The following is a 14715-nucleotide window of genomic DNA, read 5'->3' on the forward strand; positions in this document are numbered from 1 at the left end:
TTATGCGTTAATTTTTTCGATGACAACTTTTGTGTATGGTTGGCGATGACCTTGCTTACGACGATAGTTTTTCTTTGGCTTATATTTGAAAACAATGATCTTCTTTTGACGACCATGTTTTTCAACTTTCGCCGTTACTGTTGCGCCAGCGACTGTAGGATTACCAACTTTTACGTTTTCGCCACCTACAAATAACACTTTGTCGAATGTTACTGTTTCGCCTTCCGCTGCATCGATTTTCTCGATGTAAATCGCTTGGCCTTCTTGCACTTTAATTTGTTTTCCACCAGTTTCAATAATCGCGTACATATTTGCACCTCCTAAGTTAGACTCAGACTCGCCAGCTGCGAGGCGGTTCAAGCGAACGCTTAAATAGCCTTAGCTGAGCGGTTGTAGCACGGGTGCTACACAACATAGAAGATGATAGCATAAAAAGAAAACAATTGTCAATACATATAAATTAAATGGCCGATCGGTTCATTCGTTCGTTTCTCATGGAAATAAGCATACAACAATTCATTTTCATCGAGCTCCATTTCCATTTGATTTTTCTTTACGAGGATCGCATGTTTTTTTCCGCGATGAAACAAAAGAAGAACGCGAAATAACGGATCATTTGCATCGACGACAAGACGCTTTAACGCCCGATATTCGATTCGTTTTCCGTAGTAACGTTCAAGTAAAAAACGGATCCATACGTACGTTCGTTGCTTCCATTCAACCCAAATAGCATGTGCTAAAAAAAGACCGATGATCCATAAATTGATTTGCAACGGCACAAAAATAAATAAAGCAATAAAACATGCGATTAAAAACAAGGATGACGCATAAAGCGTTTGTTCATGCGCGCGTCGAAACGATGTACGCATTGTGCGGTAAAGGAACAATAACTTTCCTCCATCGAGCGGCCAAATCGGTAATAAGTTAATGAGTAAAATAGATAAATTGTACTCAAGCAGTTGCTTATACCACTCATCCGATAACATGTTGGCGCTATGTGCTATATATGCAATAAAAAAAATAACAATATGCTGAAATGGACCTGCCAGTATGACGATTAATTCTTCATGGAACGGACGATTCCCATGCTCATCCATCTCAGCTACCCCACCAAACGGCAAAAGTAAGATGCGTTTCACGCGCCACGAAAATAAATGTGCCGCTATAACGTGTCCCAGTTCGTGCCAAAGCACAATCCAAAACAACAAAAGGAGCATCTGAAATTGAGCAGTCATAATCGCCATAAGCGCAATGAACCAAAAAAGCGGATGAATATGAATGTTCATGAAAATAGATAGCCATTTATTCAAAGGAAATCACCTGAACCGGATCAATAAAATGATCCCCTTGTTTAACAGCAAAATAAAATATACGCTTTTGATCATTCTCCTCCGCTTTTCCTACTTCTTTCCCCGCCTCAATAAAATCATATAGCTTTACAGAAATAGCTGATAATTTTCCATACCACGTTTCACTTCCATCTGCATGTTGAATAATGACTGTTTTTCCATGCGGTTCTTTCACTCCTGCAAATACGACAATCCCTTCTTCGACTGCTTTAACCGTTTCATCAGTTTCGATAACAACGCCTTGTCCATTATGTTCAAACGTTTCTACAACGCGCGCTGAAGCAGGGAAAGCATATGCTGCTGTTGTTTCTTGTTGCTTTTTTACTGGAAAAAACGCAAGAGGCTTGCCGAATGTTTTTTCATACCATTGAGCAACGGTTGCAAATTGAAAATCTTTTTCCATCACTTGTTTGACAAACGTACGAGCTCCTTCCATTCTCGGTGAGTCATATTGAAATAAAATCGCAACACTAAAAAATAATAGTGCCGCTAGGAAGCTTTTAAATAAAAATATATCTTTGCGAAACAGCGACGATTCACGCTCCCCTTCGTACGTCACAACCGTTGGACTCCCGTATTTTTCATCTTCGTTCCAATTCGTCAACATCGTTTGAACGTAACGTTCACGCTCCTTTTTCCGCTTGGCGATTCGTTTTCGAATATGTTCAATTCGATCGCTCACACTCCCACCCCTCTCGTCCTATTTGTATTATATGTATGGAGAAATCGGGAAGATATGAATGAAAAAAGCACCTCCAACCGGAAGTGCTAGCGAGCGCTAAACAATTTTCTAATTTTCGAGAAAAAGCCTTTTTGTTCTTCATCATCAAGCGACATGAGCGGCACTGATTCGCCGAGCAGGCGCCGAGCAATGTTGCGATATGCTAACGATGCTTTGCTGTTTGGGTCGAGAACAATCGGCTCACCATTGTTTGACGCTTTAATAACGTGTTCGTCATCAACAATAATACCAAGTAAATCAATAGATAAGTGCATGACAATTTCATCAATATCTAACATATCATGATTTTTTAACATATGGCTACGAATACGGTTAATAATTAAACGCGGTCGCTTCATATGCTCTTCTTTTTCAAGCAGACCGATAATTCGGTCAGCATCGCGAACAGCCGAAATGTCTGGCGTTGTAACAACAATCGCTTCATCCGCTCCCGCAACAGCATTTTTATATCCTTGTTCAATGCCTGCAGGACAATCAATTAAAATATAATCGTAATCTTGTCTCAAATCGTCAATGAGCTGTTTCATTTGTTCCGGCGTAACCGCAGATTTGTCGCTCGTTTGGGCAGCTGGTAATAAATACAGACGATCTTCAAACCGCTTATCTTTCACGAGCGCTTTTTGCACGGTGCAACGCCCTTCGATAACATCGACAAGATCATAAATGATGCGATTTTCTAACCCCATAATGACGTCAAGATTGCGCAAACCGATATCGGTGTCAACAAGACAGACACGCTTTCCTAATAGTGCTAGCGCCGTTCCGAGATTTGCTGTCGTTGTTGTTTTGCCAACGCCACCTTTGCCAGAAGTAATAACAATCGCTTCTCCCACTGTCAAAAACTCCCTTCTAACCGAGTTAAATGCGGACGTAAATGCATTAATAGTTGGAGTCGATCGACAACAATTTGATCATGTTCGTCAATATAAGCACACTCCATTTCATTTCCTTCGTCAGTACGATAGTCTGGTGCTCGATTCATCACATCGCTAATGCGCAACTGTGTTGGCTTCATGACTGAAGCAGCAATGATCGCTTGACGATTTCCATCATACCCTGCATGAGCAATGCCACGTAACGCTCCTAACACAAAAATATTTCCTGTCGCAATGACGGTTCCGCCAGGATTTACATCACCGATTAAAAGCAAGTCCCCTTCGATATGTAGCACTTGTCCAGAACGAACAATTTTCGCAACAGACACAATTTCATTTTTCTTTTTCCACTCCAACGCCTCTTGTTTCGCCATGACATTGCTTACAATCGAGTGGACGATTAAATTTTTTCTCTTTCGGATAACATCGCGCAATCTCTCTTCTTGTTCACGCGTCAAATATCGGTTGCCAATATGCACGTGCACCGCAACAAGCGGACCTTCCTCGTCACGGGTTGTCGTCACCAACAATTCGTCCACTTGTTTTAATAGTTCGTCATAGGCGCACGTATCATCGAGATGCAACGTCAACCCTTCTTTCGTCCCTTTCATCGACACATATGCTCTTTTCTCTTTGCCAGCCACGACTTTCACCTCAATACATATTTCTCCGCATTTTTTTTGTATTCCTTCACACTGGCGACGATTCATCCCGTTTCTCATGCCACTTTAACAACGTTTGCTTTAGCGGATAGGCGATGATCAAAATGACAATTGTATGAATAAACAACGTTGGCAAAAAGCGTGCTTGAAAAAACGTTGAAACAGACATAGTCGTTCCACCAATAACGAGCTGAATGGCGTATACATACCATTCCACACATGCGATCGCCACAATGGCAAAAAAAGAAGCTGTCCATGCGTTTTTATGCAAAACGTTCATCGCTTTTGCAATTAAATAAGCAATGAGCGAAAAGGCAAAGGCATAAGCACCTAATAGTTCCGTATATACTACATCGTATAATAGACCGAAGATGAATCCGTACATCATTCCTTCTGTTTGTCCAATAAAAATCGTAATAAACACGATAAAAACGAGCAACATACGCGGCACAAGCACATAAACATCAAATAATGGCTGTGAAACCAATTGAACAATAATGCTTTCTAATAAAAACATAACGGTCACAAGGGAAGGAAGAAACAAGCGACTCATTGTCCTTCCTCCTCTTGCGACATTTCAATTTTTCGTTTCACAATAATCACATCATCAATGTCATAAAAATTCGCTGCTGGCTTGATATAGGCAATTTGTGTAAGCCCGTATTCATCCGCAACGACTTCTTCAACTTCTCCGATAAACAATCCTTTTGGAAAAATCCCACCAAGTCCTGATGTAAATACGCGCTGCCCTTTTTCTATTTTTGCATCATATGGAATGCGCTTTAACAGCAACGCTTCTCTCTCTTCATCGTATCCTTCTATTAAGCCGAATACGTTTTCATCTCCTTGAATAAATGCGGAAATGCGGTTTTGTCGATTTTTTGCGCTCAGCAGTTGCACCGTTGCGCTAAATGGGGAGACGCTACGCACTTTGCCGATTAACCCTTGAGGTGTAATAACAGCCATATCTTTTTTCACACCGTGCTGCGACCCTTTATTGACAATTAACGTCTCTTCCCAACGATCTGGATTGCGCCCAATGACTGTCGCTTGAATAGCAACAAAGTCACGTAAACTTTCCTTTTTATTCAAAAGCTCACGCAAACGTTCGTTTTCTTTTTTTAGAGACTCCACTTCTGATTGCAAAAGAACGTATTGCTCTAAATGTTCTTTTAAACGCTTGTTTTCTTCATATGTATGGCGCAAATCATTCACATTTTCAAAGAAGCCCGCAACAAACTGTGCGGGCTTATGCACGATCGATTGCATAAAAACAACGGTGTCTTTCACGAAATTTTCCATCCAACTTAGTTCGTTTCGCTCTTTTAATGAAAAGCCGATCAAGGCGACGAGAACCATGATGCTGACAAGTAATATAATGAGCCGTTTATTTAAGAAAAACTTCGGCATGAGAACACCTTCTTACACATTAGCGATGGTCTCGCGCTTTATTTTTAAATAAATGGATATGATCAAGCGCTTTTCCTGTACCGATTGCGACGCAGTCGAGCGGATTTTCAGCAATAATGACTGGCATGTTCGTTTCTTGGCTAATGACTTTATCTAAATTCCGTAACAACGCTCCCCCACCTGTTAAAACGATTCCGCGATCCATAATGTCGGCAGCAAGCTCTGGAGGCGTTTTTTCTAGCGTATTTTTCACAGAATCAACAATCGCATATACGGTATCACGCAACGCTTCAGCAATTTCCTCCGCATGAATTTCAATCGTTTTTGGCAAGCCTGTTAACAAGTCGCGACCGCGAATTTCCATGCTTCCGATTCCTTCTGGATTTCCTGCTGAACCAATTTCAACTTTAATCGCTTCCGCTGTACGCTCCCCGATCATTAAATTGTACGTTTTGCGGATATATTGGATAATTGCTTCATCCATTTCGTCACCCGCAACGCGAATCGATTGGCTCGTCACAATGCCACCTAAAGAAATGACAGCAACTTCCGTTGTGCCACCCCCGATGTCGACAACCATGCTTCCTGTTGGCTCCCATACTGGTAAGTTTGCCCCGATTGCCGCTGCAAACGGTTCTTCGATCGTATAAGCATCGCGAGCACCTGCTTGTCTAGTCGCATCGATGACTGCACGCTCTTCTACTGCCGTAATCCCTGACGGTACGCACACCATGACGTATGGTTTTCCAGCAAACAATCCGCTATTTTTCGTTGCTTGTTTAATGTAGTATTTCATCATAATCGCTGTCGTTTCGTAATCTGCAATGACCCCGTCTTTCATCGGACGAAGCGCAACAACATTTCCTGGCGTACGTCCGATCATTTGTTTTGCTTCATTTCCAACCGCCACAATTTGTTTCGTATCTTTTTGAAGCGCGACAACAGAAGGCTCGCGCAAAACAATTCCTTTTCCTTTGACGTATACGAGCGTATTTGCAGTGCCTAAATCTATTCCGAGATCTCTTGATCCAATGCCAAACATATTCGTATCTTCCTTTCTGAAACAAAATGCTTTCAAAAACTCATGACATTTATTATAACGCAATTGCAATGAAAAGAGAATGATTTACACATATCCTTTTTCTTTTAAACTTACATATGTTTTGTCGCCAATAATTAAATGGTCAAGCAACTCAATGCCAACGAGACGACCGCATTCTGCGAGCCTGCGCGTCACTTCAATATCTTCGCGGCTCGGCGTTGGGTCCCCTGACGGATGATTATGAATACAAATAATGGACGCTGCCGAACGTTTAATCGCTTCTTTATACACTTCGCGCGGATGAACGATCGACGCATTTAAACTGCCAATGAATACTGTTTTTTTATGCATCACTTGGTTTTTCGTATTTAAATATAACACAACGAAATGTTCTTGGCTTAAAAAACGCATATCTTCCATGACATAACGCGCACCGTCTTCTGGCGAACGAATGACGTAGCGATCATCGTATTGAAGTTGATGCACACGCCGACCGAGTTCAAGTGCTGCAATAATTTGAATCGCTTTTGTTTTTCCAATGCCTTTAATGCTTGTCATTTCTTCAATGGTCGCATCTTTTAGCTGGCGGAGTCCTTCGAAATGGGTGAGTAAATGTTGTGCGAGCGTGAGAACGGAATATTGTTTCGTCCCCGTGCGAAGCAAAATAGCTAACAATTCTTGATTTGATAAGCTTTGCGGTCCTTCAGAAAGCAAGCGTTCACGCGGGCGTTCATCGGGCGGAACATGACGAATAAGCATACGTTCCCCCCTCTATTTTAACCTTTTTTTAACGAAATGGATAAAATCCGAATTTTTTTAATTCGCGAGCGAGTTTTGCGACCGGCAAACCAACAACAGAAAAATAATCGCCGTCAATTTTTTGAACAAAAAGTGCCCCGCGCTGTTGAATGCCATATGCCCCCGCTTTATCAAGCGGCTCCTTTGTCGCAATATACGCCCAAATGTCTTCATCTGAAAGCGGCCAAAATGTAACGTTCGTTTTTTCAGCAAACGTCACGCACTCTTTTGCTGTACAAATCGCTACACCTGTCCACACTTCATGTGTCGTTCCGGATAAACGTTTTAACATCCGAAAGGCGTCTTGTTCATTTGCTGGCTTTCCAAGCACTTCTCCTTCACATACGACAATCGTATCAGCACCGATGACGCACGCATCACTTGCTTGTTGCCATACCGCATTTGCTTTTTTATACGCGAGCTGTTGTACAATTTCATTTGGGGATAAGTTCGCATCAAATGATTCATCGACATCGCTGACGAGGATGTCAAACGGAAGTCCAAGCATACGAAGAAGTTGTTTACGGCGAGGAGAACTAGAAGCTAATACAAGTTGCATCGTCATCACCTTTCTGTCATGAGCGTTTGTTTCAAGGAAGATACACTTGTATCGTACCAAATTTATACACAATATACAACGGTTCGACAAAGAAAAAAAGAAGCAAATCGCTTCTTATTGTAAAACGTTTAATATATATTGTTGTGCTTTCCATAGTTGTGCGTCATCGTTTGTTTGTTGAAAAGTTTGAAGCGCTTCATACGCTTTTTTCATATGTTCGTTATGAAACGAATACGACTGTAGCTGTTTCCACTGTTCATTAACAAGTTGTTGCCCAGCTAGCAACTTGCTAATAAAAGAAACGATCGTAAAAAACGCTTCTTTTTCTTTTTCATCGATGGATACATTCCACGGTTTCACGTATGTGTCAATTCCGAGCGGTTCATATAATCTTGCCATTTGTTTCGCTTCTTCTTTTGTCAATGCCATCCCTAAAAACACGTAAACAGGATTTTTTCCAACCGTAACACTCGGACGATGTTGTGCTTCTATTTTTTGTACATATGCACTCGCTGCTTCGTCGTCTTGAAACGCTCCTCCTTGAACGACAAAAACCGCCTCCGTTATTTGTGCACTCGACACTGCCGTTTTTTGCTCTTGTTGTAACGTTGCTGTCGATGCCGGTTTACTTTCTGTTGTTGGAATGATCGTTAACACAAATAACCCGAAGCTTGTCCCAAGAACGATAGCTAAAGCAATCGCAAACGCAAACGAACGCCAAGGTGATCGTTTTGTTTTATATTGTTTATCCCATTCAATGAAATCATGTTGTTCTTCGCTTTGTTCCTCATTTTGCTCACTTGACCATTGCGGTAACGTGCTCATCGCAGTCGTGTACGGTTGCTCTTTTCCGTTCACTTTAATCACGATCGCTTTTTTCGCTGGCTTGTCCATTTTTTTCCCTCCCGCTGTCATTCTTCGCCCATCGTAACATAAAAAAAGAAAAAAAAAACGAGACATTTGTCGTCTCGTCGTGGAAGGTTTTCGTCAAATTTCGCACTATCGCTCTTGAATATCATTTACCGACAATTGGTCAACTGGTATACCACCTTCTTTACAAATTTGCTTCGTTTCCCCTTTTAAACAAACAGCATATGTGATCGTACCATCACTTTGCTTTGTCACAATGACATACGAATCATCATTTGGTGGCAAACGTTTCGATGTGTATGGATCTATCATCCCTTCAAGAACCCCATCATCGACTAATTGTTTGTACGTCAACGTTTCGCTTTGATTCGGCGTTAAAAACTCGACTTTTTGCGCACCAACATGAAGCCGTGCCGCTTCATACAGCGTATACGCATTCGCAACAAACGCTTGATCGCGCGACTTTTTAATGACCTCAACGACAGACACAGTCGCAATCATGACTAAAATACTTAAAATGACGATGACAGCTAACAGTTCGATCAGCGTCATTCCCCGTTCATCTTGCATCCGACCGACCCCTTTATTGTTCCGTTAATGAAGGAAACGGATTTCGCTTTTCGCTCGGTTGCGGTAAATCAAGCGGTGGCAATTGCTCAATCCATTGGCGCAACTCTGGTGCATAAAACGTTGAAACCGTAAGAGAATAAGACAGTTCTGGCACTTCATCGGTGACTGTCGTCCATTCTTCATATCCTGTGAACGATAAAAAATCAACTGAAACGATGCGCTTTGATCGCTCTAACACATCGATAAATTGTTCGAGTGCAAAATAGGAAGGAGAACGAACAGATAGATTGACTGTCAATTTTTGAATCGGCGTTGGAGGTCCTTCAACATTTTCTCCTTCTTGAAAAGTAAGCGACAATACCTCACTATTTGAGACGACCTCTGCTTTTTCAATGTCTAATAAAAATTGTTCAACAAACGGTTGAACAGGAATACGTTTTTGTAGTTCGACGATGCTCGTGCGTAATTCGCCCGACGTTTGTTTACTTTGTAACGTTTGTAACAACTTTTTTTCCGTTTGTAATTCTGTTTGTAATTGCTCCCGGCGATCATCGAGCGGTTTATATACATACATATAAAGCGCAAATGATAGTAACACAAACAACAAGAGAGAGAGGCTGATCATTAAAGTTTTTCTCATGTTCCCCCTCCTTGTTGCTGTTTTTTCCATTCTTCCATGTTTAATTGAATAGAAAATTGACCGATATATCGTGGCATTGTTCCTTCTTCTTCCGTCTTTCCTTCTGTTGCGGTTAAACTCGTCAGTTTCACATCAGCGATAAACGATGCATCTTTTAACGCTTGTAAATAGGCGGCGCTTTCACGTGTTGTATCAAATTGAGTCGTTAATTGAATGGCCCCATCGCGGGCATACGAAACATTGATTAAAAAGCCGCGCTCAGGCAACCGTTCAATAAATTCATGCAACAGCGCGACCGTATGAATCGGATATTGTTCTGCCCATTGAATCGCTTCTTGTAATTGGACTCCGACAGATGCGTTCGTTGCTGTTTTTTGTTTTTCTTCTTCAGCGATGCGCAGCGCTTTCGTTTGATCGAGCTCCGTTTTCAATTGCTCAATTTGCTGTTCCATGCGCTGGACAATGAAATAAAATGTTATTGCACTAACAATGAATAAGACCGCCACCACAATTGATAAAAGCGGAATGAAGCGCGATTTCCGTTCTCGCTTTGGGAGTAAGTTAATTTCTACTAACATGTGCATTACCCTCTTTTAATCCGAGTCCAATTGGTAAGTAGTAAGCAGGGTCGATCGAAAGCGGCAACGTTAACGTTTCCACCGCCACATCAAGACGCTCTTGTAATAAGTGGGAAAACGTATGAATGAGCGGATGATCGCCAGTCATAACGATACGCGTAATTTGCGCCTCGCCTTTTTGTAGTGAAAAACGATAAAAATTCATAACACGCTCTAGCTCTTTGTATACATCTTCAAGTTGACGTTCAGGTTGTCCTTCTTTTAACCATTTCCATCCTTCATTCGTTTTTTCCCAATATGTCCATTGTGAATCAAACGCTAACTGACGAGTAAATATCGGACGATGCTGATGAAAGACACTGACATTTAACGATGATAAATCAAATTGAACAAATAAAAAGTGATCGACGTCGTTCGCTAAATCAAACGTGTAAAATAAGCGATACAAACTAAGCGGAGAAATATCTGCTACAATCGGTTTTAACTTAACTGCTTCAAACAGCTCCGCATATTGCATCACGTTTGCTTCCGGAGCTGCAAATAATAAAACGTGAAGTGCTTCTTTCGTTTTCTCAAGCACCGCATAATCAAATACGGCATCTTCAAACGGAAGTGGAATGGTCGCACCAATTTCCATAAATAAATAACTGCGTATATCTTCATGCTCAATTTCTTTCGGTAATGGAATTTTACGAATGACGATAAGCGGATCAGGCACGAGAAAACGGACGCGACGACGTTTTATGTTCCACATATCGACACATTGCTCCATAATGTGAGCAAGTTGCTCTTCATCAGCAATTTTCCCGTCGCGCACAATCCCTTCTGGAAGCGGCCATTCCTCGCATGTATGCCATATGAGCGGTTGTTGTTGTTTTAACTCTACATAGCGAATGACGTGATCTTTTATGACAATGTTGCCCACTTTATTTTTCATCGAAAAAAGCCGCATAGTTTGTTCTCCTTACATCATAGCCTTTACATACATATCAATCATCGCTTCACCAAAAAAATAGGCGATCAGTGTACCAACAACAATGGCTGGTCCAAATGGCATCGGTTCGCCACGCTTCACACGCCCTATTGCCATGCCAATCAGACCAAACATCGTTCCAACGAACGTCGATAAAAAGAACGCTAAAATCGTTAATTTTACCCCAAGCGCCAAACCGATCACTGCAAATAGTTTAATATCTCCACCACCCATTCCACCTTTACTCACAAGAGCAATAAGAAACAACATCATCAATCCAACAAAACTACCAAGCAAACTATCCCACCAAGGAGTAAGCGGCACAAGCCATATGCGCTCAATGAAAAGAAGTGGCGCAAAAAATAATAAAACACGGTCTGGAATAATCATATAATGCACATCAGAAACGAAAATAATAACGAATAAAGAAATGAGCGTCCAACTAACGGCTACTTCCGCTGACCAACCGACAAGAAATGGAGCGAGCGTAAACAATATAGCCGTGGACAGCTCAACGAACGGATAAACAAAGGAAATGCGCGCACAACACGCGCGACATTTCCCTTTTTGCAACATATACGAAACGACCGGAATTAACTCTAACGCTGTCAACGTTCGCTTACAAGATGGACAATGCGAACGCGGCGCAACAATCGACTCCCCTTTCGGCACCCTTAACCCAACAACGTTATAAAACGAGCCGAGAAGAAGACCAAGGAGGAAAGAAATAAAAAACAACATATGCGATCACTCTAATTGTAAATTAAAATTTGTTTATTTATTAATCATTATTCTGTTGCTGAATTTCGTTTACTGCATCACGTTTTAAGTCTTTTTCTTCTACAGCAGTTCCATCTGTTCCAAATACACCACGTGAGCTATTAATTAGTTTCACATAATATTTTAATTTTGTGTTTTCATTTTTTATAAGTACATAGGAATATGCTGCTTTTGGATCACCAGATTGGCCGGTAATTGGTTTGCCATCATATGAACTAGGTCCTTTTGTATATGTTGCAGTATTCCCGTCTGGATCTTTTACTGTCTCTAGATAGCCCTTGTTTTCTAAATAAGCAAGTGGAAGAACTGTATATTTACCATTAGCTGAAATTAAATCTTTATCCGCCGTTACAGCAATTTTTGCTGCGTTAATCATTTGTTGTGCATTTGCTACGTGCGCATCTTTTTTCGAGTTGTCGATTAATCCCCCAATACTCGGAATCGCAATGGCAGCAATAATTCCTAAAATAACGATTACTGCCAGCAATTCAATTAATGTTAACCCTTTTTCGTTGCGAATGAATTTCTTTAACATAATTCCTCTCCTTTGCAATTTTTTGTTTTCTCTCATCATTTTACACGATAACCAATCTAGTTGAAAAGTACTAGTTTTATTGTTGAATATGATTAAATATATCAAACATCGGGACTAAAATGGATGTGACGATTGTCCCGACGACGCTAGCGAGCAACACGATCATGAGCGGTTCAATTAATGATTTTAATCGATCGGTCGCTGCTTCGACTTCCGCTTCGTAAAAGTCAGCTACTTTCGCAAGCATCGCATCTAATGAACCCGTTTGTTCTCCAATCGCAATCATTTGCGTCACAAGCGGAGGAAATGCCCAATGTCGCTTCATCGGTTCCGTTAACGATTCTCCGCGCTCAAGCGCATCACGTGATGTGCGAATGACGCGAGCAACGACTTCATTTTCAACGACTGCTTCAACGATCGCAAGCGCTTGTAAAATAGGGACAGCGCTTGAAAAAAGGGAACTTAATGTGCGTGTCATACGAGCAAGCACTGCTTTTTGCATCATGCTGCCGAAAATCGGCATGCGTAATACGATCACATCTAAATAATATTTCGTCTTTTTTTGCTTCTTTAACAACAGAAGTAAGCCGTACATCATAAACATAAGTAAAATAACGCCCCACCAGTACGTTTGCATCACTTCACTTGCACGTAGCACAAACTTCGTAATCGCTGGCAACTCCGCTCCAAAATCTGCAAACATCGAAACAAACGTCGGTACGACACTAACGAGCAAAAAGATGACAACGATGACCGCAATGATTCCAACAACAACAGGATATGCCAAAGCGGAAACAATTTTTTGGCGTGTCCGATGCACTTTTTCAAAATGATCAGCAAGCCTCTCAAGCGTTTCTTCCATACTTCCGCTCGCTTCTCCCGCCCGAATCATATTAATAACGAGCGGAGGAAAAATGTTTGGGTGATTAGTCATCGCTGTAGATAACGGTTGACCGCTTCTTAATTGTTCTTCAATGTGAACAAGCGCTTTTTTTAACGCTTTACTTTCCGTTTGTTCGGCTAAAATACGAGTGGCGTCAACAATCGTTACTCCTGCTTTTAAGAGCGTCGCAAATTGACGCAAATAAATAACGAAATGTTGCAGTTTGACGGGATTACCGAACGTAATTTCTTTTGTTAATAGCGTCTGCGGCATTTCACGCACATCAATGACTTTTAATCGCTGTTCGCGCAGTTTCATCATGACATCTCGCCGCGACGAAGCAACGATCGTTCCTTTTTTCACCCGCCCGCGCACGTCGCGTGCTTCATAGCGAAATTGCGCCATTTATCATCATCCTTCCTGCAAGTACGGCTCGACCGATTCTTTTGCGATCAATCCTTGCTGCACAAGCTCTTTAATGCTCGCCTCAAGCGTATGCATGCCAAGTGCGCGATTCGTTTGCATGACGCTTGGAATTTGATGAATTTTCCCGTTGCGAATTAAATTGGCAACAGCTGCATTGTTTATTAAAATTTCTGTCGCTGCAATTCTTCCATTTTTTTGTGCGCGCGGAAATAATCGTTGCGAAACAATCGCAACTAAAACGGTCGCCAACTGAATGCGAATTTGTGCCTGCTGTTCTGGTTGAAATACGTCAATGATTCGATCAATGGTTGCAGGCGCACTCGATGTATGAAGTGTACCGAATACGAGATGTCCTGTTTCTGCAGCGGTAATTGCTGTTTGAATCGTTTCTAAATCGCGCATTTCGCCGACTAAAATGACGTCCGGATCTTGCCGAAGTGCTGCCCGCAAACCGTTTGCGAAATTGTTCGTATCGGTCCCAACTTCGCGCTGATCGATGATACATCCCCCATGTTTATGCACATATTCAATCGGATCTTCAAGCGTAATAATATGTTTGCGCATCGTTTTATTCATATAGTCAATCATCGCGGCTAACGTCGTCGATTTTCCGCTTCCCGTTGGTCCTGTGACAAGAATGAGTCCTTGAGGTTTTGTTACCATCTTTTTCAACACATCTGGTAGTTGCAATTCGTCAAGCGTCGGAATTTTTGTCGGCACAATACGGATCGCAAGCGAAATGCAGCCTCGTTGTTTAAACACGTTAACACGAAAGCGCGAAACGCCCACGAGGCTATACGACAAATCTAACTCCCCGTTTTCTTCAAAATAAGACCACATCTTCTCAGGAACGATCGCTTTTGCCATTTGTTCCGTATCAGTTGGTGACAATACGTCTTGCCCATATCGCTTCAAATCTCCATTGATGCGAAAAATAGGGGGAATACCGACCGTCAAATGAATATCAGATGCTTTTAACTCAAATGCAGTACGCAACATCGCATCTACTTTTTGTTTCATCTT

The 14715-nt window shown here is 41.6% G+C and carries 19 protein-coding genes and 1 other annotated feature; all 19 genes read right to left on the reverse strand.

Going from position 1 to position 14715, the window contains the following annotated elements:
- Nucleotides 1-309, reverse strand: coding sequence for a 50S ribosomal protein L21 (gene rplU / locus HNQ84_RS05820; RefSeq protein ID WP_003396311.1), 309 nt, complete (start codon nt 307-309; stop codon nt 1-3).
- A gap of 14 nt (nt 310-323) precedes the next feature.
- Nucleotides 324-402: a sequence feature (ribosomal protein L21 leader region), on the reverse strand.
- 44 nt (nt 403-446) lie between these two features.
- The gene (locus HNQ84_RS05825; protein WP_435621475.1) at nt 447-1310 is read right to left on the reverse strand and encodes a M50 family metallopeptidase; all 864 of its coding nucleotides are present in this window, start codon (nt 1308-1310) and stop codon (nt 447-449) included.
- Nucleotides 1303-2031, reverse strand: coding sequence for a peptidoglycan DD-metalloendopeptidase family protein (locus HNQ84_RS05830; RefSeq protein WP_183241212.1), 729 nt, complete (start codon nt 2029-2031; stop codon nt 1303-1305). The genes HNQ84_RS05825 and HNQ84_RS05830 overlap by 8 nt, the downstream gene beginning before the upstream one ends.
- 86 nt (nt 2032-2117) lie before the next feature.
- The gene (gene minD / locus HNQ84_RS05835; RefSeq protein ID WP_435621537.1) at nt 2118-2924 is read right to left on the reverse strand and encodes a septum site-determining protein MinD; all 807 of its coding nucleotides are present in this window, start codon (nt 2922-2924) and stop codon (nt 2118-2120) included.
- Nucleotides 2925-2926: 2 nt separating this feature from the next.
- Nucleotides 2927-3577, reverse strand: a complete 651-nt coding sequence (gene minC, locus HNQ84_RS05840) for a septum site-determining protein MinC (RefSeq protein ID WP_435621538.1) — start codon at nt 3575-3577, stop codon at nt 2927-2929.
- Between the two features lie 79 nt (nt 3578-3656).
- Complete coding sequence (gene mreD / locus HNQ84_RS05845; protein WP_435621476.1) at nt 3657-4181, reverse strand: rod shape-determining protein MreD; 525 nt, start codon at nt 4179-4181, stop codon at nt 3657-3659.
- A complete protein-coding gene (gene mreC / locus HNQ84_RS05850) occupies nt 4178-5038 on the reverse strand; it encodes a rod shape-determining protein MreC (protein WP_435621477.1) in 861 nt (286 codons plus the stop codon). The genes mreD and mreC overlap by 4 nt, the downstream gene beginning before the upstream one ends.
- Nucleotides 5039-5057: 19 nt before the next feature.
- Nucleotides 5058-6080, reverse strand: coding sequence for a rod shape-determining protein (locus HNQ84_RS05855; RefSeq protein WP_006320433.1), 1023 nt, complete (start codon nt 6078-6080; stop codon nt 5058-5060).
- A gap of 84 nt (nt 6081-6164) precedes the next feature.
- The gene (gene radC, locus HNQ84_RS05860) at nt 6165-6839 is read right to left on the reverse strand and encodes a RadC family protein (RefSeq protein WP_009361735.1); all 675 of its coding nucleotides are present in this window, start codon (nt 6837-6839) and stop codon (nt 6165-6167) included.
- Nucleotides 6840-6867: 28 nt separating this feature from the next.
- Nucleotides 6868-7437, reverse strand: coding sequence for a Maf family protein (locus HNQ84_RS05865; protein WP_183249612.1), 570 nt, complete (start codon nt 7435-7437; stop codon nt 6868-6870).
- Nucleotides 7438-7551: 114 nt separating this feature from the next.
- Complete coding sequence (locus HNQ84_RS05870) at nt 7552-8331, reverse strand: SPOR domain-containing protein (RefSeq protein WP_183249614.1); 780 nt, start codon at nt 8329-8331, stop codon at nt 7552-7554.
- A gap of 105 nt (nt 8332-8436) precedes the next feature.
- On the reverse strand, nt 8437-8877 hold the full coding sequence (locus HNQ84_RS05875) for a type IV pilin protein (protein WP_183249616.1): 441 nt from the start codon (nt 8875-8877) through the stop codon (nt 8437-8439).
- 13 nt (nt 8878-8890) lie between these two features.
- Nucleotides 8891-9517: a type II secretion system protein M gene (locus HNQ84_RS05880; RefSeq protein ID WP_183249618.1), complete on the reverse strand. Its 627-nt coding sequence runs from the start codon at nt 9515-9517 to the stop codon at nt 8891-8893.
- Nucleotides 9514-10095, reverse strand: coding sequence for a PilN domain-containing protein (locus HNQ84_RS05885; RefSeq protein ID WP_183249620.1), 582 nt, complete (start codon nt 10093-10095; stop codon nt 9514-9516). Before HNQ84_RS05885 ends, HNQ84_RS05880 begins: the two co-directional genes overlap by 4 nt.
- Nucleotides 10079-11047 carry a type IV pilus biogenesis protein PilM gene (gene pilM / locus HNQ84_RS05890; protein ID WP_435621478.1) on the reverse strand — a complete coding sequence of 323 codons (969 nt, stop codon included), beginning with the start codon at nt 11045-11047 and terminating at the stop codon, nt 10079-10081. The genes HNQ84_RS05885 and pilM overlap by 17 nt, the downstream gene beginning before the upstream one ends.
- Nucleotides 11048-11059: 12 nt before the next feature.
- Nucleotides 11060-11809 (reverse strand): prepilin peptidase, encoded by a 750-nt coding sequence (locus tag HNQ84_RS05895; protein ID WP_435621479.1) that lies wholly within the window; start codon nt 11807-11809, stop codon nt 11060-11062.
- A gap of 40 nt (nt 11810-11849) precedes the next feature.
- Nucleotides 11850-12383 (reverse strand): prepilin-type N-terminal cleavage/methylation domain-containing protein, encoded by a 534-nt coding sequence (locus tag HNQ84_RS05900; RefSeq protein WP_435621480.1) that lies wholly within the window; start codon nt 12381-12383, stop codon nt 11850-11852.
- Nucleotides 12384-12459: 76 nt separating this feature from the next.
- A complete protein-coding gene (locus tag HNQ84_RS05905) occupies nt 12460-13671 on the reverse strand; it encodes a type II secretion system F family protein (RefSeq protein ID WP_435621481.1) in 1212 nt (403 codons plus the stop codon).
- A gap of 6 nt (nt 13672-13677) precedes the next feature.
- On the reverse strand, nt 13678-14712 hold the full coding sequence (locus HNQ84_RS05910; protein WP_435621482.1) for a type IV pilus twitching motility protein PilT: 1035 nt from the start codon (nt 14710-14712) through the stop codon (nt 13678-13680).
- Nucleotides 14713-14715 lie beyond the last annotated feature (3 nt).

It is taken from the genome of Anoxybacillus eryuanensis (assembly GCF_051200995.1).
GTDB classification, from domain to species: Bacteria; Bacillota; Bacilli; order Bacillales; family Anoxybacillaceae; genus Anoxybacillus; species Anoxybacillus tengchongensis.